A 21649-nucleotide genomic window follows, 5' to 3' on the forward strand; every position below is an offset into this window, starting at 1 on the left:
TGGACGTGCTCGCCGGTCGCATTGTGGCCGGGCCGCACGTCCGGAACGCCTGCAGGCGCCACCTCCAAGACCTGATGCAGGGCCCGGAGAGAGGGCTGCGCTTTGATCTGGAGGCGGCTGAGTTCGCCTTCGGCTTCTTCGAACGGATCCTGCGGCTTTCCGAGGGCCAGTTTGAAGGCCGCAAGTTCGAGCTGCATCCGTCTCAGGCTTTTATTTTGGGATCGCTGTTCGGTTGGAAGGGGCCTGACGGGTTCCGTCGCTTCCGCCGGGCGTACATCGAGCAAGGAAAGGGCAACGGGAAAAGCCCGCTTGCTGGCGGCCTCGGGCTGCTGGGGATGACGGCGGCCGGCGAAGCTGGCGCGCAGATCTACTCTGCCGCTGCCAAAAAGGACCAAGCAGGGATCCTCTTCGCCGACGCCGTGAAGATGGTCAAGCAGTCACCGGCACTGGCCAAGCGCGTGGAGTTCGCTGGCGGCGAGGGGCGTGAGTACAACATGGCCCATCAAGCCAGCCAGAGCTTTTTCCGGCCTGTATCTCGCGACACCGGCAAGACCGGCTCGGGGCCGCGGCCGTTCTTCGTCCTGGTGGATGAGGTCCACGAGCTGCCCGACCGCAAGATCATCGAAATGCTCGAGCGCGGCTTCAAATTCCGCCGCGAACCGCTGCTGTTCATGATCACCAACTCTGGTAGCGATCGCACATCTGTGTGCTGGGAAGAACACGAACATGCGGTCAAGGTCGCAGCCGGTCACACGGCCGCGGTGAATGACCCGACGTTCGTGGGCGACCCGATTGACGACCGGACCTTCAGCTACGTGTGCGCGTTAGACGACGGCGACGACCCGCTGGAAGACCCGACGTGCTGGGCAAAGGCCAACCCGTTGCTCGGCGTCACCATCACAGAACAGTACCTCTCGGACCTGGTCAAACAGGCGAAGGCGATTCCGGGTTCATTGAACGGGATCCTTCGCCTTCATTTCTGCATCTGGACCGACGCGGAGACGGCGTGGATGACGCGATCAACTCTTGAGCCGGCGCTCGCCGACTTCGACCCTGCGCAGCATCACGGGTCAAAGGTCTATCTGGGTCTCGACCTCTCGCAAAGCCGCGATATCACGGCCCTTGGGGCGGTGGTGGAAACCGGCAGTGTCGAGGTGCCGGTGGTGGTGGACGGACAGACGCAGATGATCAGCAAGCCCACCTACGACGGGTGGGTGGAAGCGTGGACCCCAAGCGACACCGTCGCGGCGCGCGAGCTGCGCGACAAGCTGCCGTACCGCACATGGATCAATGGCGGGCATCTGCACGCACCGCAGGGTCAGACGATCAGCTTCCGGCATGTCGCTCAGACCTTGGCCGAGTACGACCGGGACTACCTGGTCGAGCTGATTGCCTATGACCGATATGCGTTCCGCAAGTTCGAAGACGAAGTGATCGAGCTTGGGTTGTCGCTGCCATTCGCTGAGCACCCTCAAGGGGGCACGAAGAAGGGCCGGCCGTTGGAAGTAGCGGTGAAGGCAGCGGAGGACCAAGGACTGCCACCGCCTGAAGGTATGTGGATGCCGGGATCGCTGCGGCTCTTCGAAGAGGCGCTGCTGGAGGGGCGGCTTCGGCTGAAGGGGAACCCGGTGCTGGTGTCCGCAATCATGTCGGCCGTCATCGAGTCGGACAAGTGGGAAAACCGCTGGCTGTCCAAGGCGCGTTCTGTGAACAAGATCGATGCGGCGGTGGCCCTGTGCATGGCCTTCGGCGCTGCGCATGCCATGCCGGCAGAGGCCGGCGGCATTGATGACTACCTCGAAAACGGCTTCTTTGGACTGATCGGATGACAAACTTCCGCTGGTATAACCCGTTGAGCTGGCGGTTCTTCGGCTACGACGACCCTGTGACTGGGAACTATGTCGAGGTCGACCTATCCGTGGGCGGCAAGGGCACAAAGGCAGGCGTACGCGTGACCTCCAAGACGGCGCTCACGGTGAGCATCGTATGGGCGTGCCTGAAGGTGCTGAGTGAATCTGCCTCGGGCCTGCCCTGGAAGCTCTACGAGGATGTCAACGGTGTCCGCTCGCTGGTAAAGGGGAGCAGCCCGCAACGCCGTCGGCTCCTGCGGCTGCTGGCCAAGCCGAACCCCTACGTCAAATGGCTGGACCTGATCAAAGCCCTTGTGGTGAACATGGCGCTGCGTGGGAACGCCTTCGCCATCATCCAGCGCAACGACGACGACGAATGGATTGGGTTGATTCCCGTCGCGGCCGACAACGTCCGGATCGACACCGATGACGGCTTACTCTACTGGGCGAACATCGGTGGCAAAGAGACGCCGGTATCGCCGACCAACATGCTGCACTTCAAACTGTTTAGCCCGGACGGGATCATTGGGCTCTCACCGATCGAATGCCAGGCCGAAACCATCGGCCTCGCGCGCGCGGCGCAGGACTGGTCCGCACGTTTCATGCGCAAAGGTGGCTTCACGGGCGGGTACATTATCTATCCCGGCTTCCTGACCAAGGAGCAGCAGGCGCAGATCAAGGCCAAGCTGCCGGACATCCGACAGGGTGACGTGGACGACCTCGGCAAGATGGCGATCCTGCAGGGCGGTCCGACGATCACTCCGGCCGGAATGACTCAGAAGGACAGCCAGTTCATCGAGTCGCAGCAGTTTCAGGAAGAAGCGCTGGCAGGCATCTGGGGCGTCCCGCTTTACCTCACCAATCGGGCGCGATCAACGTCCGTGCTTGGGTCGAACCTTGAGCAGCAGACCAGTGGGTTTGTGACCTTCGGCCTGAAGCCATACCTGGACGCCATCGAGAGCGAGCTCAACGACAAGCTGTTTGGCGAAAGCAGCATGTTCGTCGAGGCAGTGGTGGAGGGGCTGCTGCGGGCTGACAGCACCGCGCGAGGCAACTACTTCAAGACCGCACTGGGCGGCTCCGGCGGCTCCGGCTGGATGACCATCAACGAGGTCCGGGTCAAGGAAAACCTGCCCGTGTTGGACGGTGACCAATACAACCAGGTCACCCGCTGGAGCAGCAACAAGCCCGACTCGGTCGGGGACGAGAACATCACGGGAGATCCGGCAAATGCTTAGCACCTACGCCTGCCCCTTCGAGGTCAAGTCGGCTGACAAATCGGGCAACTTCGAAGGCTATGCCTCGGTATTCAACAACATCGACCTGGGCGACGACCTGATTTTGCCGGGTGCATTCGTCAAGGTGAAGACCACGCGCACCGGCCGGCTGCGGCTGGCGCTTTACCACAACCTGACGCAGCTCATCGGCGATGCCGAGTTCAAGCAGGACGGTAACGGGCTGCTGCTCAAGGGCAAGGTCAACCTCAACGTCAGCTATGCGAGGGATGCCTACGAGCTGATGAAGGAGGGCACGCTCGATGAAATGTCGGTCGGCTTTAACACCCTCGAGGACGCGCTGGAGACCCGCGAAGGGCGACGCGTCCGCGTCATCAAACGCGCCGAATTGTGGGAAGCCTCCGTGGTTCCCTTCGGCATGAATCCGGAAGCACAGGTCCTCAGTGTGAAATCGGACATCCGCAGTTTCGAGAGCGCCTTGCGCGAGCGCATGGGGCTCTCACAGAAGGAGGCGGCTGCGGTCGCCTCACTCGGCTTTCCCGCGATCCACCGAGACGGTGGACTTGAGGCCACGGAGACCGTGGAACAGCTGAAGCAGCTTGGCAACTCCATCCAATCCATCTTTGAAGGAATTCACTAATGCCTGACAACATCAACGAGATCCGCGAAGGCCTCGAAAAGCAGCTGAAGGAAGGCTTTGCCGGCCTGCAGAAGAAGTACGACAGCGCCTCCACCGAGATTGAGAAGGGCAACCAGGTCACCAACGAGCTCAAGAGCCAGATTCAGAGCGCCACCGACGAGATCCAGAAGGTCGTCGACAAGGTCCTGAAGATGGAAGAAAAGGGCGTTGCACTGGGCAACCAGCCGGGCCAGAAGAAGGGCTTCATCGACTTCATCAAGGAAAACGGCGAATACAAGGCGCTGCAAGGCCGTGAAAAGGGTTCGGCCGAGATCGAGCTCAAGAAGGAAGAGCTGGCCGCCATGGAAGTGAAGGCGGTCACCAGCGCCGGGATCGTGGTGCCCAACTTCGACCCGACCATCCAGCCGGGCATGCGCCAGGAACTGCGGATCCGCGACCTGATCCCTTCGATCTCCGTCACCGGCCAGAGCTACACGTACTTCCGCGAGCTGCTGCACACCCGAGGCGCCGGTCCGGTGGCCGAGGGCGGCACCAAGCCGCAGAGCAACGTCACCTTCGAGCAGAAGACCGACCTGGTCAAGAAGCTGGCCGTCTGGATCCCGGTGACCGACGAAACCCTGGACGACGTACCGCAGATGTACGGCTACCTGCAGCAGCTGCTGCGCTACGACCTCAAGCTGGAAGAGGAAGCGCAGATCCTGAAGGGTGACGGCCTGGGCAACAACCTCCCGGGCCTGATGACCGACGCCATCGTGTTCGATGATGACCTGTCCAAGGCCAGTGATACTTCCATCGACACGGTGCGCCGCGCCATCTACCAGGTCCGTAAGCAGTCCAAGCTGTCGGCCGATGCCACGGTGATGACCGAGCTCGACTGGATGAACATCGAGCTGGAGAAGGACAGCCAGAACCGTTACCTGTTCGCCAACCTGCAGGGCTTCGTCACACCGATCCTGTGGGGCCGCCCGGTGGTTGCTTCGGACAGCATGGACGAGGGCGACGGCACCACCACAGGTGGCGAGTTCCTGGTGGCCAACTTCCAGCGCGGCGCGACGATCTATGACCGCATGAACTTCCTGTTCAAGGTCGGCATGATCAACGACGACTTCGTGAAGAACCAGCGCGTATTGCTGGTCGAAGAACGCCTTGGCCTGGCCAAGCGTCGTCGCGAGGCGTTCGTCAAGGGCCGTTTCAAGCCCGCCGCCTGATCCAACTGCCTTTCCGTGGTGTCGGCCGCTGATGCGGCTGCACCACCTTCCGGAGATCCATACAGATGAAGATCAAAGTCCTTTGGGGCTTCTGCGGCGACGTGGAGAAGCTCGGCCCCGACACGAACGGCGACTCGCGTTCGCCGACGCGCGCCGGCCAGGTATTCGAGAACGTCGAAGACGAATACGCATACACCCTGATCGGGAAGGGCCTGGTGCAGCCGTTCGATGGTTCGGCGCCCACCTCCGCGAAACCCGCTGCTGCACCTTCCCCGAGCCAGCCCGGCCCCGTCGTGACCCTCCAGCCAGCGCCGACCGATATCAAGGTGGTTGGGCCGTCGACTGGCAGTGCCGAGGTCGGTGGAACCGAGGCTGCGGCTGCCTCTGGCGAGGCAGCGTCTGTCGACACAGCACCGACCGCGCCGGCGGCAGCGGCAGCGGCGGCCGCCGCTGCGGCCGATCTGGGTTCCGACGCTGAGAAGGCCGCGCTGGTTGCCGAGCTGGAAGCCGCAGGTGTCGTCTTCGACCGTCGCTGGGGTGTCGCCAAGCTCGCCGAGGCCCTGAAGAGCGCTCAGGGCGCGAAGGTGGATTAATGGACGTGGCCCTCGATCTTGCCCTTGTGCGGGAGCAGTGCCGCATCGTCGATGAGGTCAGCGACCTTCTGTTGCAGTCCTATGTCGATGCGGCGCTCGCCCACGTGCAGATGCACTGTGATCGGACCTTGGTTGAGGGCGAGCCGTCCAGTGAGGATGAGATGGCTCTGACGGCTGACGTTCGCCAGGCAGTGCTGCTGTTGGTCGGCAGCTGGGCCGAAAATCGCAGTGCCTTGGGCGAGGTGAGCTCGGAGATTGCCTTGGGCGTGTCCCGGCTTCTTTGGTATAGGAAACGATTCTGATGGCCACTCCAGCAGGTCAGCGCCGCCACCGGATCCGCTTCGAGCGGCCGGTCGACGTACGGGATCCGTTGGGCGGACCGGCCAAGAAGGGGTGGGAGTTGGTCGCAGAAGCGTGGGCAAAGAAGACGAACCAGCTTAGTGCCACGGCGGAGGCGATCGCGGCTGGCGCCGAGCGCTATCGGGAGCAAGTCCGCTGGGACCTGATCCCGCGCCATGTCGAGCCCACCTGGCGCATTGTCGAGCGGGGCAAGCCGTATGCGATCAAGAGCATCGCGCCCAGCAACGACGGTAGCGAGATGGCGATCATCACCGTAGCGGGGTTAAGCGATGGCTGAGCAGATAGTGATTCAAGGCTTGGCCGGCTTGCTGCGGTCGCTGCGGGAGGCACCCAAGGCCGTGCAGGGGAGGGCGGTACAGGCCGGTATGCGCAAGGGCGGCAATGTGATCCGAGACGACGCGAGGCGCCGTGCGCCCAAGGCGTCGGGGTTCATGGCCAGCCAGATCATCACGCGTCGAGCCAACGCGCAGAGCAGGGCGCGCGCAGGCGTGGGCAAGGACGGTGAGTATTTCACCGTGGGCATCAAGTCCGGCCGCCGGCGCAAGTACGCCAACACCAAGCGCAACAAGCAACGAGGCAGAGCGGGAAAATCCTACGTTGACCGCGGGTGGGCCTACTACTGGCGGTTCAAGGAGTTCGGCACCAAGAAAATGAGGGCCGAGCCGTTCCTAACGCCAGCAGGCGAAGCAAAAGGGCCCGAGGCGGCGCAGGTGATCATCGATGAGACCCGGGCGGCGCTCGACATGCAGCTGAGGAAGGAGGGCTGGAGATGATGGTTCCCTTGATCCAATCGCTGCTGCAGGGCGCAGCGGGGGTCCGGCAGCTACTCGGCGATCCGGTCCGGCTGTGGCCGGGAGGCGCCCCCCAGGACACGCTGCTCCCCTACGCGACGTGGGAGGTGGTCGGCGGCTCTCCAACCGCGATGCTGTCTGAGGCACCTCCGGCCGACGGCTGGCGGGTGCGCTTGACCGTATGGGGCGACAGCCTCAGCCAGGCCAACAGCGTGGCCGTTGCGATCCGCGATGAAATCGAGCGCGTGGGCAGCATCGAGTCGTACAACCCCACGCCCGACAGTGAGGGCACGGACGCAATGGGCATTTCATTCGACGTTCGGCTGCTGCAGCTGCGCTGACCCACAGAACGGCAATCCACCGGCCCCGCGAGGGGCTTTTTTCATGCCCGGCAACGGGCGCAACGCAAGGAACCCCTTATGGGACAGGTAATCAAGTCGAAGCACACCCAGCTGTTCATCGCTATCGGCGATGCCGAGGTCATCAAGGTCACCCGCATTCGCTCGGTCGGGTTCCCCGATGGTCAGGCTTCGGAAATCGACATTTCCGACTTCGATGACGACTGGGACCAGTTCGTCGCTGGCCGAAAAGCGACCGGCAGCACCAGCATCGAGATCATCTACGACTCGGTGGACTCCGAAGCCCTGGAAGAGCTGCACCGCACCGGCGCGGTGGTCAACTTCCTGGTCACCGCGCCGGCCAGCGAAACGGCGGGCGCGGCCAAGCCGGTGGCGGTCGATGGTGTGATCACCCCGCCGACCACGGTTGTGTCGAAGCAATTCAATGGCTTCGTGCAGAACTTCGCGGTGACGGTGGCCGACAACGATGTGTGGAAGGCCACGATGACCATCCGTGGCTCCGGCGCCGTCACCACGCACCGCCCGACGCCCTGACCGCAACAACGGCGCTCTCTCTTTCGGCCCACTTCGGTGGGCTTTCTCTTTGGCAGGGCGCGCGGATCCACCGCGTGTTAGCCGTGCGCGTCCCGCGCGCCCTGTCGCCATTCAAGGAAACGGCCAATGAGCAAGACCAACGACACCCCGGAAAACCCGCCGCAGCAGCCTGTGAGCATCCTGCAGTCGTTCACCAACCTCGGCATGTTCGCGTCGAAGGATGTGCATGCCGACACGGTCACCCTTCCCAACGGCGCCAAGGCGCAGTTCCACGTCCGCGAGCTGCCCGACGCCGAGTTCCGCAAGCTGTGGGGTGAAGGCGACCGTGCCAAGCTGATCGCGGCAACCATCTGTGACGAAGACGGCAAGCCCGTGATGAACGTGACGCAGGCCGCCCAGCTGAAACCGCTGGTGGCCGCTGAACTGCAGTGCGTGGCCATGAAGCATTCTGGCTTCGGAGACGAGGCCGCCCAGGAACAGGCCGACGCGGGAAACGTCTAAGGCAGCGTGGCGAGGACTGGTTCTGGAAAGTCCTCGCCGGCCACCTGCACCGGCCGGTCTCAGAATTGCGGGCGACTATGTCGCGTCGGGAGTTCTTGGAATGGTGGGAGTTCCACAAGCGGAACCCCATTGACCCGGTAAGCCTCCACCTGAAGCCCGCTGCCTTCATCGCCTACAGCGCCGCTGCACACAGCCAGGGCGGCACCAAGCGTGGCATGCAGCACTACCTAGACGCCCTCGTGCCACGATCCGATGAGGACGAGGCGGAGGACTGGTTCGATTCTCTTGGATGACCCATGGCTGACACCTTTGGGCGCTTCGCGGCGCTCCCCATTGGCCCCCTGCTGGCCGCCCGTGACGGTGGCCTGACATTGACCACCACCGCGGCAGCCGACCTCAACCGCATGGCTCGGTCGGACATTGCCCAGACCGAGGGCAACGTCGGGGTAGAGTTCGCCTTGTGGGGCGAGGATGAGATGGCCGCGGTGGTGGGCATCGTGACCGGCTCGGCGCCCTTGGACGCCTATCCGGGCGCCGCGGCTGGCGGCTTGGGCTGGAATCTGGCGGCTGGCCGCCTGGTGATCAACGGAAGCGCTGCAGTGGTCGGGCTCCCATTCGTCGGACGCGGCGACACGGCCGGGCTGCTGGTGGAGATCGGCAATCCCAACCGCCTCAAGCTGTATCGGAACGGCGAGCTGGTCCACCAGCGCGACTTCGCCATGGCCGGGCCGCTGTACTTCGCTGCGGCGCTTGCCGCGACTGAGGCCGGTGGCCTGAACATGGCCGTCAATGCCGGGCAGTGGGGCGCCCGCAGCCCGGCCGCTGCGGCAGGCTGGGGCTTGGCGGAGCCGGCGGCAGAAGTTATCCGGATTTCCGACGTGGACTGGCTGACCGCCCCCGGGGACACCCCCGGCAATGCCCGCTTCGAGGGCGTGCTGGCCGAGGGCATCAGCCTGGTCAGTGAGATCAACTTCTGGCCTTGGGGCGGCGAACCGGTGAGCCAGACCAGCGCCGCCGAGTGCACGGTGTTGGATGCGGAGGGCCGGTTGGACGAGCTGGCGCAGCGCGGCGTGTCCGGCCTGCCCGTGCAGATCCGCATGGGGTCCGAGGCCGGCATGCTCAACGATACAGTGCCGGTCTTCCGCTTCTCCGTGGACCGCATCGAGATCAACGACGACGGCAGCAAGACACTGCACTTCAAGGACGCCCACGACGACCTCGACGGCACGATCAACCGCGGGGTGTTCCTGCCTAACATCACCGGCTTGGCATGGAAGCCCCAGCCAGTCGTGATCGGCGCGGTGGCCAGCGTACCGGCGATGGGTGCCAATTCCGACGCCACCGCCATGTTCGTGGCCGACGGCCCGGTCTTCGCCGACGTGGTCATGGATCGCGGCGACACAATGGAGCCCGGCACGTACAGCGTGTCGCCGGACGGGCAGCAGCTGATCATGAAGTCGCCACCGGTGACGCCGGTGGTGGCCGACCTGTCCAGCGTAGGCCCGGGTCAACAGCCGGCGACGCTGCAGCAGGCGATGGCGGACATCATGGGCCGACTGGAAAAGTCAGCTTGGGTGGCCACGGACTGCGCCGCGATCGACGCGGCGACCGGGTACGCCGGTATTGGGTACTACGCCGGCAATGCCATCACCGGTCGGGACGCGATGAACGCCATCCTGCCGAGCTACAGCGCCGCGTGCTACCAGGACCCGAACGGCGCGCTGCGGTTCACCCGAGTGGTCCCGCCAGAGACCTACGGCGGCGTCCCTGCGTTCGATCTTGGTGAGGCCGACCTGGCGGAAGACCTGCTCTGCTTGCCGGACGATGCCCCGAACCTGACGCGCCGCATGGCCTACCGCCCGAACGCTCAAGCGCTGGCCGCGTCCGATCTGGTTACCGATGTTGTGGACGTTCCCCAGTGGCGCCGTGACGAGCTCGCGGGCCTGTTCCGGGCCCAGGTATACGGCGCCGGTGCGCTGCATCCGCACTACCGTCGGGCGGACGCAGCGGATCCGATCATCGCCCTGTTCTGGCGTGCGACGGACGCCCAGGCCGAGATCGACCGGGTGGTTGCCATCTACCGCGAGCAGCGGTTCTTCTACCGGGTCAGCGTGCGCGGTGACCAGGAGCTGGCGCCGCAGCCAGGGCAGATCGGTCGAATTACCTACAGCCGGTACGGGCTTGCCGCTGGGAAGCTGGTGCTGGTCCGGCGCGTAGAGCGCAACCCTGCCACGGGGGACGTGGTGCTGACGGTGTGGGGGTGATCCAGTGCTGATCGGGTATGGAATGCCGGCGGTTCAGTCGGTTTCACTCGTTGGCGGCATCTGGCTGACGGCCGACGCCGGCGCCGCCTTGTTTGACGGCAAGCCGGGGCGGCGCAGCCGTATCAGTCGCAGCGGCGCGCTGTCCATCAACATCGTCCTGGCCGAGGCCATCGCGCCGGGCATCGTGGCTGTCCTGGGGCTCAACGTCCCGCCCGGGGTACAGGTAAGCGCCGCCGGCGCCACTGCGACGACCATGCGGCTCCCTGATGGCAGCGTATGTGCCTGGCTGTTCCCGGCCCATGGCGGCCCGGTGTCAAGCATCGCGGTCCAGATCGACACGGTGGTCGCGAACGTGGAGATGGGAGAGGTGGCCATTTTCCGCGCCGTGGACGTGGGGATCACGGACGGCTGGGCTGTGGCCACAATCGACACCAGCGTCCACACTCGGACGAAGGGAGGTCAGGTCAACACCGTGCCCGGGGCGTTATACCGCAGGCTGACCTGCAATCTGTCCGGCCGGGCCACGGACGTTGTGCGCGGCGGCGGGTTGGGCGGCACAGACTGGGAGACGGTCGGAGCTGCGCTGTCGGGCCGCCGCCGCTCCTGCGTCATTCCGCAGTACCGGGACATGACCACCAAGGCGCTCGATCCGCAGCTGGCTGCCCGGTCAGCACTCTACGGCTACCTGACGCAGTTGCCGACTGCCGAAAATATCAGCCGGCAATACTTTTCGGGTTACATGGAGTTCGAAGAGGTCCCGGCATAGCCGTTTGTTGGGACCGAGGGAGGGTGCGAGAATTCGCGGGGAACACTAATGCGAGGATCGCAATGAGAAACCCAATCGCCCTGGCACCGGCCGCCATCTTGCTTGCCTCTGGGATGCTCCTCGTGTCCTGCGGCCGAGTTTCCCCCGAGCAGCATGCTTTCCGCGAGGCGAGCAAGAACTGTCAACAATGGATCAAAGAGTCCGTCAAGAATCCGTCGTCGGCGAAGATCCCTGACCCAACCTCGGTGAGTCAAGCGAACGGTCAGATCGTTGCCGAGTGGAGGCATGGCGATGGGCTAACTCTCCTGAACGGCTTCGGAGCAAACATTGACGCGACTGCGCGATGCTCCATGTCATTGGATGGCCACTTCCTGAAGGAGCTGGTGATCAACGACCAAGTGATTCGAAGACCAGCCAACGAGTGATCGCTCCCTAATACGAGCCGCCCACACGGGCGGTTTTTTTCATCTCGGTCCGCGATCTGCGGGCTTTTTTGTGGACGACGGCATGAGCCTTTACACCCTTACCGTAGATCTGCTGCTGAAGTCCGGCTCCTTCGAGAGAGATAGCGGAAAGGCTGCGCGCGTGGTCAAGCGGGACATGGATTCCATCCAGTCGTCCATGTCAAATGCTGCGCGCAGCGGTGCGGATGAGGTATCTGCAGGCTTCCGCCGTGTTGCTCTTGAGGCAGTCGGAATGACCTCGGCCTTGGCGGCTGTGAAGGTTGTTATCGGGAAGGCCGATGAATGGACCAACCTGAACAACCGACTTCGCCTCGTGACCAAGGACCAGGCGGCATTTGTCGCAGCCCAGCAAGACGTAGTCCAGATCGCGAAGGCGACCCGACAGCCTCTCGGAGCGACCGCTGAGCTGTATCAGCGAATCGCCATGAACCAGGACGCCTTAGGTTTGTCTGGCGCTGGACTGGCGCGGGTGGTTGAAACCATCAGCAAGACGCTGGTGATCAGCGGTAGTAGCGCCGCTGCCGCTGAGGGCGCACTCGTTCAGTTGGGGCAGGCGTTCGCCTCAGGCGCCCTGCGCGGCGAAGAACTAAATTCCGTACTGGAAAGCGCGCCCGCGCTGGCACAAGAGATCGCCAAGGGGCTTAACGTCCCGATGGGCAAGCTGCGCGAGCTTGGCCAGGCCGGGAAACTGACGGCGGATCAGGTCATTGGTGCTCTCCAGCGTCAGGCAGGCGCTGTGGATGATGCGTTCGGGAAGATGGACGCGACCGTGGGCCAGTCGCTGACGCTGCTGAACACCAGCCTGTCGGAAATGATCGGGCGTGCGGATGACGCCACGGGCGCGTCCCAGGCACTCGCGGCAGGTATCGGCATCCTCGGAAACAACCTCCAAATGGTAGCGGTCGCGTCCGCCGCGTTGGCCTCCGGCCCCTTGGTGAAGGCCCTCCTCGCACGAGTGGCAGCCTCCAACGCGGCGATTACCGCAGACAGGGCAGCTGCTGCTCAGAATCTCGCAGCCGCACAGGCGCTGGAACTGCGCACCCGTGCAGCGATGCTGGATTCTCAGTCTGAAGTGCGGCGAGCAGCAGTGATCGGAGGTAGCGTATCGATCACTTCGAAGGCTGCTGCCGCGACGCTCGAGCACCGGCAAGCGACCCTATTGCTTGCTCAGGCGCAAGCTCAGTCGTCGGCGGCCAGTGCGAGCTGGGCCGCGAGGGCGGGAGCGTCCACCTTGGCAATGCTGGGTGGACCGGCGGGCATTGTCACGATGCTGGCAACCGCCGCCGCCGGCTGGCTGCTCTTCCGCGACAGCACCAACACGGCCGCTGCGGCTTTGATCGACTTCGGTGGCGCCGCCGACACGGCCATCGAAAAGTTTCGGGAGCTGAACCGACAGCAGCAAGCCGGCGAGATTCTGCGCCTGCAGGAGGAGATTGACGCCAACTACCGGACCATCACCGGTTCGATGACTCAGATGGTAGCCGCGGCCACCAACTTCGCCACCGTCGCGCAAGCTTCGGATTTCATCAAGGAAACGGAGCGGCTGGACGCTGCGTTCAAGAACGGCAGGATATCCGCCGACGACTTCGCTAGCGGGCTGGATGCCGCGTGGAGAGCGATGATCGAGGGCTCGCCTGCGGCAGCGGCGGTGGCAAAGAGCCTGACGGAAGAAACCGCCGCCGCGGCCACTGCTGGCCGGGAGGTCGATCGCAAGCGGGCGATCCTCGACGCTTTCACCGGGAGCAGCACCCAAGCAAAGAGTGCGACCGACGCCTTGTCGGGCTCGTTCAACGTCCTGGGAGATTCGGCAGGTGCGGCAGGAAAGCGCATTGCATCGGCCATGCAGTCGCTGCCGGGACAGCTTGCGCGCGTTGGAAAGAGCGCTGGCGAGGTTGCGAAGCTGGATGTGACCGACTGGTTCAAGGAGGCGCAGGCCGGCGGCGTCGACTTCTCCAAGCGTGATGACCCGAAAGTTAAGCAGTACATCGAACAGGGCGCGCAGTACATCCGGCTGCAGACCGAGCTGGCTGCTGCGCAGAAGAACTTCACTGAATCGCGCAAGGGTGCCGCGGCTGCTGAGCGTGCGGGCGCCAAGGACCGGAAGGCGGACGCGGAGGCAACCAAGCGCTACAACGAGGAGGCGGCAATGGCCGCCGCGACCATGAATGGTCCGCTCGCCGAGGCCACCGAGCGCCAGAAGCAACTGGAGGACAAGCTCAAGGAGGCGCTGAAGGAAGGGCGCATTGAGCGAGCGGCGTACAACACCTTGGTGCTGGAGTCGCAGAAGGCGCTGGAGCTCTCAAGTGCCGAGGTGAACAAGGCGCTGTCCAGTCCGGAAGCGCTGATCGGCACAATGGACGGCGAGTTGGCCATGCTGGCCAAGATCGGCCGCGCCCGCGAGCTCTATCGGCGCCAGCTGATGAACGAGCGCGACATGCGTCAGGAGCTGCAGAAAGCGGTCGAAGCAGCGGGCAGCAAGGAGGCGCTCGCTTTGGCGAAGGGCGCGGCGAGCTATGAGGAGTACGAACGTTCCATGCAGGCCGCAGCCGACGCGGCTGCGGCCATGTCCATCCAGGTGGAGGAGGCAGCGGCCAACTTGGAGGCGTGGGCCGACGTGGTGATGCACGGCGTCGATGGGGCTGCTGATGCCCTCGCTGACTTCGCGGCAAGCGGGTTGCGCGACTTCGACAACCTCTGGGACGACATGAAGGACGTGGCCAAGCAGGGCCTGCGCGACATCGCCCGAGAGCTGCTGCAGCAGAAGCTGGTGATTCCGATCCAAGCGAAGGTCATGGAGGGGATCAGCAACTGGGGCAGCCAGGGTGGCGGCTTCAGCATGGACAGTCTGATGGGCCTGTTCGGCGGCAACGGGAGCGCCGGCGGTGGGCAGAACCTTGGAAACATCGCCGGCCTGCTGTCGAAGGGGCAGGGGCTCTTCGGCGCGGGGGCGGGCGCGGCAAGCAGTGGCGCCAGCGCAGGCACGCTGATGGGCTTCGGCAACAACGTGGCGGCGCTGACCGGTGGCGGTGCCGCAGCGGCGGGTGGATCGTCCGCCGCAGCCGGCGCCGGCGCGGCCAGCTCTTCGATGGCCGCGGCGGTCCCGATCATCGGCTGGATCGTCGCCGGCATGATGAAGAACGCCGAGCTGTTCGATCAGGGCTGGGACATCGCCAATGGAGAGAGCTGGGCCGGCAAGATTGCAACCGCCGGCGCGGTCGGCCTGGCCGATAAGGGCTTCCGTGGGCTTGGCTTCAACGACAAGACCGCCTCGATCCTGTCCGGCTCGAGCATCCACGCCAAGCTGTTCGGGCGCAGCGCGCCCAAGATCACCGGCCAGGGCCTGACGGGCAGCTACGGGTTCGGCGGGTTTGAAGGGCAGAGCTATGCGGACATCAAGGCCAAGGGGGGCCTGTTCCGGAGCGACAAGAAGTGGACGCAGTACACCGGGCTGGATCCGAATATCGATCGCACGTTCGACATGGCGGCGCGCCAGGTGCGCGGCGCCAGCACGGACTTGGCCAAGCAACTCGGCGTGGATCTGTCGCAGCAGCTCGCCGGGGTGAAGGTCACGCTGGGCAAGTTGACCCTCTCGGCCGATTCGGCCGAAGCAAAGGAGCAGCTGGCGGCCTACCTGGGCGATATGACGGACCGGCTCTTCACGGAGGCCGTCAAAGCCGCAGGCTTCGGCGGCCAGCTGGACGACTACTTCGAGGCTTCGGACGTGTTCGGCGCACTGAGTGCGTCGATCGCGCTGGCAGTGGGCAATGCCGACGAGCTGGGCCGCGCGCTGAACGGGTTGGAAATCGACAAGGTCAACAAGGCTGTTGACTACTTCCAAGACCTGGCCAGCGTGGCTGGCACGGACTTGGCCACCCAGATCGAGAAGGTGACCGGGCTGCTTGGCAACTACGCCACCCTGATGGCGGACGTTTCCACCCAGCTGCTCAGTGGTGACCTTACGGGCTACCAGTCGCAAGCCCTGACCATCGAGCGCACCTATCGGCAACAGTTGAAGGCAGCGAACGATTATGCCAAGGCGCTGGGCCTGTCCGGCGCGCGCGCTGAGGACCTGGCCAAGATCGAGGCGCTGCGGGCCACCAACATGGGCAAGCTCCAAGCCCAGATCGACGCCGACAAGAAGGCGATGACCTACGGCCTGTCGGTGAGCGACCTGTCGCCGCTGGGCGACCAGGAGAAGCTGCAGACGACCATGCGCGAGCTGGAGCGCGCAGTGTCCGGGGGAGACTCCAGCGCGGCGCAGGCGGCCGCCCAGGCGGCTCTGGGCTTTGGTCGGAACCTCTATGCCAGCGGCAAGGACTACAACGCCCTGTATGGCCAAGTCACCGGACTGATCGACGGGATGAAGGTTGGCAACCTCGACCTCGAGGACGGCACCAGCATGGGGCAGCTGGCGGACACCATTGAGGCGCTGCCCGACAACTTCAGCCGGGCGGTGTTTGACCTGGTGGTTGACAACAAGGCCCAGGCAGCGACCACCGCCGCGGTGCAGGAAACCAACGCCCTGCTGACGGACGTGCGCTCGCTGCTCAGCACCATCGCCACGTCCACCGGAAAGACCGCCTCGGTGACCAGCAGCAGCGCGCTGCGGTCGTCACTTAACGCCACGAACGCGAAGTAGGGAGCCTCATGCAAGCACGGAAAATCACCCTGATCGAGATCGGGGCGGGCGCGCTGCCGTCCGTCACGCCGGTGCCGGTGCGACGGTCGTCCTGGTTCCCGATCGTGTACGTCTCGCCGGACGTGCCACCGGTGGAGGGCGTGGTGCCCAACCCGGTGGCGGACGGTGTCCTGATCGAATGGGACGCCGTTAACCAGGAGGGGGTCATCTACATCATTGAGCGGGGGCCCACGGCGGAGGGCCCGTGGATGGAGATCGCCCGGGTGGTGGAAACCCGCTACCTCTACAGCGACGGGAGCGGGCAGGAGTGGTGGTTCAAGATCACGGCCAGCGTCCGAGGCAAGCCAGGGCAGGGGTCAATCGTGGTTGCGACCCCACCGCCCACGGTGCAAGAGATCTTCGACCTGTTCGCCGAGCAGGCGCGGCTGGCCGCCGAAATGGCGGCTGGCTTTTCCGACCAAGCCGCGCAGATCGCCAGCTTGGAGGCTGCCTTGGCGGCGGCCGACTTCGACGCATCCGTCGCATACAGTCCCGGCGCGGTGGTGAAGTGGCAGGGTGGTCTGTACTACGCCTTGGTCGAAACGCTGGGCAATCTGCCGTCCAACACGACGTACTGGCGCAAGATCGGCGAGTACGACAGCCTGGCGGAGGCCGTCGGTGCGCAGGCGGTGATCATCGCCAACCAGCAGACGCGCCTTGAGCAGACCGAAACCGGCTTGGCAGCCGTGGCGCAGCAGGCCAACGCAGTTGCTGCAGCGCTGCCGGGGAAAGCGGACGCCTCAGCAGTGAATGCTCTGTCCGGCCGGGTGACCCAAACCGAGCAAGGGGTGGCCGCCAATACCCAGGCGATCAACTCAGCGAACGCGGCGATCGGCAACAAGGCCGATGCATCAACCGTCCAAGCCCTTCAGGGCACCGTGTCGCAGCAGGGGAACAAACTCGACGCCCAAGCCTTGGCCCTCACCGGTGTCACGGCTCGGACCAACTCCAATCCGAATGCTCTCCAGAACCCGACATTCCGCGAGGGCTTCCGGGCCTGGTCTGGGGGGATTCTTGGCAACGCCGCGACGTATTACGACCCTGGCTATGGCCACTTCTTCAATGCCAACGGCGTCGCCGGCGGCGTCTCCCTCGACCAGGCAGTTACCGGAGCATGGCCCGCAGGCCAATACACGTTGTCCGGTGAGATTTATCGCAATAGCGCCGCCGGGACCGTGCGTCTGGAACTGGTGGCGGTTAATGCAAGCGGGGGCTTGCTGGCGTCCCTTACGACTCTCTCAAGCCCCGCCATCGTCGGACAGTGGCAGCAGGTCGTGGTTACGCTGGTGGTTCCCGCAGGTACGGCAGTGCTCAACTCCCGCATCATTATGGAGAACTCGGCGGGTGGGAACTATTCGTTCCGGCGGATGAAGTTGGAACGCAGTCCCGTGGCGACGGTCTGGAGTGACGAGGCCACCGTCAACGGCACAGCGTCGGCCACCCAGGCGCTGGAAGCACGTACCACCATCAACGAGAACGGACTTGCCTCGTACTTTGCGAGCTGGACGATGTCGCTCGACGCCAACGGCCGTGTGGCAGGCATTCGGTCGGTGAACAACGGCGCGACAAGCACCATTGATTTTCTGTTCGACAAGGTGCGGTTCGTTTCCCCAGGGAGCGGGCGCCGCATGGAGTACAGCGACGGCCACTTCCTCGGGTATGACGAAAACAACGTGCGCCGCCTCCGCCTCGGAACCTGGAACAGCTGATGCCTACCGGACTTCAATGCTGGGACGCGAGCGGAAACTTGACGGTCGATCTGACCAGCCGCATGACCCGCCTTTTGGGCTACGTGAATCAGGGGGCTGGTTCCATCCAGGAGCCAGCGCTTGCTCAAGGAATTCCCTTCGTGATCCTCGTGCTCAATCAGAACGGGTTGATGTACCCCGAGAACCTCACCGTCCCGACCATCAGCGGCACTACGGTCGCGTGGGGTGGCGCCGCACACTTCTACTACGGGACGTACTGATGCCGGCCGGTTTCGAGTTTGTGAACAACAATCAGAACATCATCATTGACGAGAAGTTCTTCAACTACGCCTTTATCTCGAAACACACGCTTACGTTCCAGCAGGCGGGTGGACCGGTCACTGGGGGCTTCGGCCGCCAGGCATTCCTGACGGTGGCCGGAGACCGTCCTATCGTGGCCGCGCGCTGCAGCAAGCCATTTACCGTCAGCCGGGCGCGTCCGGTGGCAGGCGGCTGGGAGTTTGGATGGATCAGCGTCAACGGTGGTCCAGGCGCGGTGATCGGTGACACGATTGAGGTGTTCGTGTTCGACCGGCCGCCCGCGCGATCGGGCCCAGGCTTCGGCCTGCAGGTTTTCGGTGCCGATGGGCGTGTGGTCTTCGACTCGCAGAACCGGTACATGAAAGTGGTGGACGCTCGGACGCTACAGGGAGCGACACCTTCGGCGAACGTCAACTTGGGGCCCGGTTCCTACGCGCAAATCGTCACAGTCCCTGGCTTTCGTTGGACCGGGGTGCAAGCCACCCCCACGGCTGACTGGCAGTGGGCCTGTTTCGCCGGGGTGGTTACTTCAAATGGCAACGGATACACCGTTGCCCAAGGCACCACCGGAGAGGGGACTTACGCGTTCTTCGGCATGCCAGCGCCGCGAGCCGAAAGCGCCCAGATGCACATCATCACCGTAGACGTAACCGGATACTGACCGGAGATACAGGATGGCCCTTTTGAGCGAGAACACCACCTTCGGGACCCGCGTCGAAGCGATCGCGCCGCGCATCGTGATCGACTGGAACCCTTACACCAACGATGGTCCAGTGACCTTCCACTACGAGAAGCTGACGACGCAGGGGGATGGCACGGTATTGGAGCGCACCTTCCTGGGCGTGTTGCCCGCCCAGATCAGCACCCTCCTGGCCGCCACCTACACGATCATCGACCCGACCACCGGGGAAGAACTGGCGGAGCCCGGCTGGAAGCTGATGGCGATGATCAAAGCGGCTACTGACGCCGTTTATCAGGCGGCACTGCCTGGGGTGCCGGCGCCATGAATCTGGAATGATGGTCTGGATGCGTCAGCCCGCTCTTCCGACTCGGGTCAACTCGGTGAACGCTCGCTCAAGCGCAGAATCGGCGTTGATAACGTTCTGGCCTATCAAGTTGATGTGGTCAAACAGTTCCTGCTCGGCGGCATTTGCCCGCAGCTCTGCCGTGATCTTAACGGCAGACTTCACTTCGTTGACTGACGAGAGAGCAGCGGCCAGGATCGTGGAAGTGGTGTGCTCGAACATGTCTGCCTTGTCGTAAAACTGACTGGGAAGATCGACAGAGATCGTCTTGACGCGCTCCCAGAGCGCCACCCGGGCTGTGGCTGCAACCGCGAGCTCTTGCAGTTCTTTCGCCCCATCGGCCGCCAATTGCTGCCGGAGGCCTGCAACTTCAAGGCGCGCGTTTCCGACTGGAGAGGTCATGATTTGCGCGAGCAATCGTCTATTGGCGAACCGCTCTCTCGAGCGTTGAAATTTATCGGCTACCCAAATGAAAAGCGCAATGCCGGCAGCTACTGCTGTCCAGTCGATACTCATCCGTGGTCATCCTGGTGCTCTACAGCCTGATTCTAGAATGCTAACAAGGTCACGTCGATACGGGGGCGAGCAGGTCTGGGGCGTTATTCCTCGGAGTGTTCGCCGCGCGGCTGACCCGGTAAGCCTCCATCGCCGGTGGCTCGCTGGCCAGCAGCATTGCCATGGCCTTGTCGGTATCACCCTTCATCCACTCTTCGGCTTGGCCAGGGGCCAGCCACACCGGCATGCGGTCGTGGATGTCAGCCGATACGCCGCTGCTGTCCCCGGTGATGACGGTGAAGGTGCCTAGGTTGTCCTCGCCGAGCAGCTTGGTGGCGTCCTCCCAGAGGCCGGCTGCCCACAGAGGCGTGGCCGCATGGATAAACCACGGGTCCTTCTTCCCGTCTTCGGGGCTCACCGACCACTCGTAGTAGCCGGCCATTGGGATCAGGCACCGACGCGCCTTGAACGCGCTGCGGAACGCCGGCTTCGTGGTCACGGTTTCGATTCGGGCGTTGATGGTGGAACCCTGCAGGCCCTTCGCCCTTGCCCAGAATGGCAGCAGGCCCTAGGCCAGCCGCTGCACCTGCAGGCCGTCACCCCGGTCCAGCACCACCGCCGCGCGCTGGGTCGGTGCCAAGTTGTAGCTGGCCGGCAGTGACAGCAGGTCGCCCACCAGCTGGGGGAAGCCCAAGCTGGCAGCGTCTCGGATTGGGGTCTGGACGAATCGGCCGCACATGGCGCGAACATACCCTACCGTTTATCCGAATTCCGTCGCGCCGCGTGCACGCAGCCTACGGCCGGGTGTAGTGTCGCGCTTATCGGGGGGCCGATAACTAGGGAGGGAGGCATGATGCCTCTGCACGCACTCGTCTATTGCAGCCAGGCTGTGCCTGGCCTGACCCTCGACCAGATCGACGATCTGGCCAAGGATGCCGCTGCCCACAACCACATCGCAGGGGTTACGGGGGTTCTACTCACGGACGGCAGGAAATTCCTCCAGTACATCGAGGGGCCGGAAGAGGGCGTGGCACTTGCGTACTCGCGGATCACGAATGCGACCAGCCACATGGGGATCGTGGAGCTGGGCCGCAGCCAAGGCGGTCCCCGGCGCTTTCCGTACTGGTCGATGCGTTGGCTGCCGGTGGAACCCGAGGACCTGCGAATCGCCGAGGTGAGCGACTGGCGGGATCTGGCCGGGAGGGAGGAAGTGACAATGTTCCAGGTGCCAACCGGCATTGAGAGGGTGACCGAACTGGTGAACCCTTACGTTGGCTGGGCGCCGCGGGCTCAACGCTAGCCTGCGTCTGCCTCGCTGTCCGCGTGGCCCGGGCGCTTGTGGGCTTCTTCGATGATGCTTTTGTTGAGGATGCGGACCTCCGCAACCATCAGCAGCCGCATGTCGCGGACGATGTAGCTAGCCAGCTCATCGTCCGCGATGTCGTCCCCGGGGATGTCCAGGCGGAAGCCTTGGCCCTGGATGCCGCCGCCATTGCTGAAATCGATCTCGAAGTCGAAGCAGACCCTCTTTTCCATCCTGTCTTCCCTGTTGGGCAGTCCGCGTCGGGCCCGGATGGATTCCAGCCTATCAGGGCGAGCGCTCCCTTTTCGCCGCCTTCACCCGGCCGGAGAGACATTCTCCCTCAGTAGCGGGGGAGACATCCGTTGATGCAGTAGGTGGATGGCTCAGTAGGACGCGGCGCGGATCCGCAGGGCGCGTCAGGCGAGACGGTAATAGATTCGTCCCTGGCCCAGCCCTGCGGATCCGCGAGGCGGACGACCCTTCAACGTTCTCATCCTCTGCGTCGGCCCCTGACTATCGTAGGCGCATGAACACCACTGACACCCCTTCAGCGCCTGCCCAACGCCCCGACCCC

The 21649-nt window shown here is 64.1% G+C and carries 24 protein-coding genes; 20 read left to right on the forward strand and 4 right to left on the reverse strand.

Annotation, left to right across the window (positions count from 1 at the left end; all coding sequences use genetic code 11):
* The first annotated feature begins 5 nt into the window (after positions 1-5).
* The 19 genes from RYM47_RS14330 to RYM47_RS14420 all read left to right on the forward strand — a co-directional run bounded on the left by RYM47_RS14330 (position 6) and on the right by RYM47_RS14420 (position 19259).
* Complete coding sequence (locus RYM47_RS14330) at positions 6-1829, forward strand: terminase TerL endonuclease subunit (RefSeq protein ID WP_315388767.1); 1824 nt, start codon at positions 6-8, stop codon at positions 1827-1829.
* Entirely contained in the window at positions 1826-3088 is a 1263-nt protein-coding gene (locus tag RYM47_RS14335; protein ID WP_315388732.1) for a phage portal protein, read from the forward strand. The genes RYM47_RS14330 and RYM47_RS14335 overlap by 4 nt, the downstream gene beginning before the upstream one ends.
* Complete coding sequence (locus RYM47_RS14340; RefSeq protein ID WP_315388733.1) at positions 3081-3725, forward strand: HK97 family phage prohead protease; 645 nt, start codon at positions 3081-3083, stop codon at positions 3723-3725. The genes RYM47_RS14335 and RYM47_RS14340 overlap by 8 nt, the downstream gene beginning before the upstream one ends.
* A complete protein-coding gene (locus tag RYM47_RS14345; protein ID WP_315388734.1) occupies positions 3725-4933 on the forward strand; it encodes a phage major capsid protein in 1209 nt (402 codons plus the stop codon). Before RYM47_RS14340 ends, RYM47_RS14345 begins: the two co-directional genes overlap by 1 nt.
* 65 nt (positions 4934-4998) lie before the next feature.
* Positions 4999-5526 carry a hypothetical protein gene (locus RYM47_RS14350; protein ID WP_315388735.1) on the forward strand — a complete coding sequence of 176 codons (528 nt, stop codon included), beginning with the start codon at positions 4999-5001 and terminating at the stop codon, positions 5524-5526.
* Entirely contained in the window at positions 5526-5828 is a 303-nt protein-coding gene (locus RYM47_RS14355; RefSeq protein WP_093534289.1) for a head-tail connector protein, read from the forward strand. The genes RYM47_RS14350 and RYM47_RS14355 overlap by 1 nt, the downstream gene beginning before the upstream one ends.
* On the forward strand, positions 5828-6163 hold the full coding sequence (locus RYM47_RS14360) for a head-tail adaptor protein (protein ID WP_315388736.1): 336 nt from the start codon (positions 5828-5830) through the stop codon (positions 6161-6163). Before RYM47_RS14355 ends, RYM47_RS14360 begins: the two co-directional genes overlap by 1 nt.
* Positions 6156-6659 (forward strand): HK97-gp10 family putative phage morphogenesis protein, encoded by a 504-nt coding sequence (locus tag RYM47_RS14365; RefSeq protein WP_315388737.1) that lies wholly within the window; start codon positions 6156-6158, stop codon positions 6657-6659. The genes RYM47_RS14360 and RYM47_RS14365 overlap by 8 nt, the downstream gene beginning before the upstream one ends.
* The gene (locus RYM47_RS14370) at positions 6656-7018 is read left to right on the forward strand and encodes a DUF3168 domain-containing protein (protein WP_315388738.1); all 363 of its coding nucleotides are present in this window, start codon (positions 6656-6658) and stop codon (positions 7016-7018) included. The genes RYM47_RS14365 and RYM47_RS14370 overlap by 4 nt, the downstream gene beginning before the upstream one ends.
* 78 nt (positions 7019-7096) lie before the next feature.
* Positions 7097-7570, forward strand: a complete 474-nt coding sequence (locus RYM47_RS14375; protein ID WP_315388739.1) for a hypothetical protein — start codon at positions 7097-7099, stop codon at positions 7568-7570.
* 126 nt (positions 7571-7696) lie between these two features.
* Entirely contained in the window at positions 7697-8071 is a 375-nt protein-coding gene (locus RYM47_RS14380) for a hypothetical protein (RefSeq protein ID WP_315388740.1), read from the forward strand.
* Between the two features lie 296 nt (positions 8072-8367).
* Complete coding sequence (locus RYM47_RS14385; protein WP_315388741.1) at positions 8368-10335, forward strand: hypothetical protein; 1968 nt, start codon at positions 8368-8370, stop codon at positions 10333-10335.
* 22 nt (positions 10336-10357) lie between these two features.
* Positions 10358-11101 carry a hypothetical protein gene (locus RYM47_RS14390; protein WP_315388742.1) on the forward strand — a complete coding sequence of 248 codons (744 nt, stop codon included), beginning with the start codon at positions 10358-10360 and terminating at the stop codon, positions 11099-11101.
* Between the two features lie 62 nt (positions 11102-11163).
* Positions 11164-11526 carry a hypothetical protein gene (locus RYM47_RS14395; RefSeq protein WP_315388743.1) on the forward strand — a complete coding sequence of 121 codons (363 nt, stop codon included), beginning with the start codon at positions 11164-11166 and terminating at the stop codon, positions 11524-11526.
* An 82-nt stretch (positions 11527-11608) separates the two neighbouring features.
* The gene (locus tag RYM47_RS14400; RefSeq protein WP_315388744.1) at positions 11609-16204 is read left to right on the forward strand and encodes a tape measure protein; all 4596 of its coding nucleotides are present in this window, start codon (positions 11609-11611) and stop codon (positions 16202-16204) included.
* A gap of 8 nt (positions 16205-16212) precedes the next feature.
* A complete protein-coding gene (locus tag RYM47_RS14405) occupies positions 16213-17952 on the forward strand; it encodes a hypothetical protein (RefSeq protein WP_315388745.1) in 1740 nt (579 codons plus the stop codon).
* A complete protein-coding gene (locus tag RYM47_RS14410) occupies positions 17952-18212 on the forward strand; it encodes a hypothetical protein (protein ID WP_315388746.1) in 261 nt (86 codons plus the stop codon). The genes RYM47_RS14405 and RYM47_RS14410 overlap by 1 nt, the downstream gene beginning before the upstream one ends.
* On the forward strand, positions 18212-18913 hold the full coding sequence (locus RYM47_RS14415) for a hypothetical protein (RefSeq protein ID WP_315388747.1): 702 nt from the start codon (positions 18212-18214) through the stop codon (positions 18911-18913). The genes RYM47_RS14410 and RYM47_RS14415 overlap by 1 nt, the downstream gene beginning before the upstream one ends.
* Before the next feature lie 22 nt (positions 18914-18935).
* Positions 18936-19259 (forward strand): hypothetical protein, encoded by a 324-nt coding sequence (locus tag RYM47_RS14420; protein WP_315388748.1) that lies wholly within the window; start codon positions 18936-18938, stop codon positions 19257-19259.
* Between the two features lie 24 nt (positions 19260-19283).
* On the opposite strand, the gene RYM47_RS14425 is transcribed toward RYM47_RS14420, so the two are convergent.
* The 3 genes from RYM47_RS14425 to RYM47_RS14435 are packed head-to-tail and all read right to left on the reverse strand — an operon-like array spanning position 19284 to position 20466.
* On the reverse strand, positions 19284-19793 hold the full coding sequence (locus RYM47_RS14425; RefSeq protein WP_315388749.1) for a hypothetical protein: 510 nt from the start codon (positions 19791-19793) through the stop codon (positions 19284-19286).
* 49 nt (positions 19794-19842) lie between these two features.
* Positions 19843-20337, reverse strand: coding sequence for an SOS response-associated peptidase (locus RYM47_RS14430; protein WP_315388768.1), 495 nt, complete (start codon positions 20335-20337; stop codon positions 19843-19845).
* Positions 20338-20340: 3 nt separating this feature from the next.
* The gene (locus RYM47_RS14435; RefSeq protein WP_315388750.1) at positions 20341-20466 is read right to left on the reverse strand and encodes a hypothetical protein; all 126 of its coding nucleotides are present in this window, start codon (positions 20464-20466) and stop codon (positions 20341-20343) included.
* Positions 20467-20622: 156 nt separating this feature from the next.
* On the opposite strand from RYM47_RS14435, the gene RYM47_RS14440 reads away from it, so the two are divergent.
* Positions 20623-21072 (forward strand): BLUF domain-containing protein, encoded by a 450-nt coding sequence (locus RYM47_RS14440; protein WP_315388751.1) that lies wholly within the window; start codon positions 20623-20625, stop codon positions 21070-21072.
* On the opposite strand, the gene RYM47_RS14445 is transcribed toward RYM47_RS14440, so the two are convergent.
* Entirely contained in the window at positions 21069-21308 is a 240-nt protein-coding gene (locus tag RYM47_RS14445) for a cyclase (protein ID WP_315388752.1), read from the reverse strand. The two genes, RYM47_RS14440 and RYM47_RS14445, sit on opposite strands and share 4 nt — an antisense overlap.
* Positions 21309-21649 lie beyond the last annotated feature (341 nt).

The organism is uncultured Stenotrophomonas sp., assembly GCF_963519125.1.
Taxonomy (GTDB): Bacteria; Pseudomonadota; Gammaproteobacteria; order Xanthomonadales; family Xanthomonadaceae; genus Stenotrophomonas.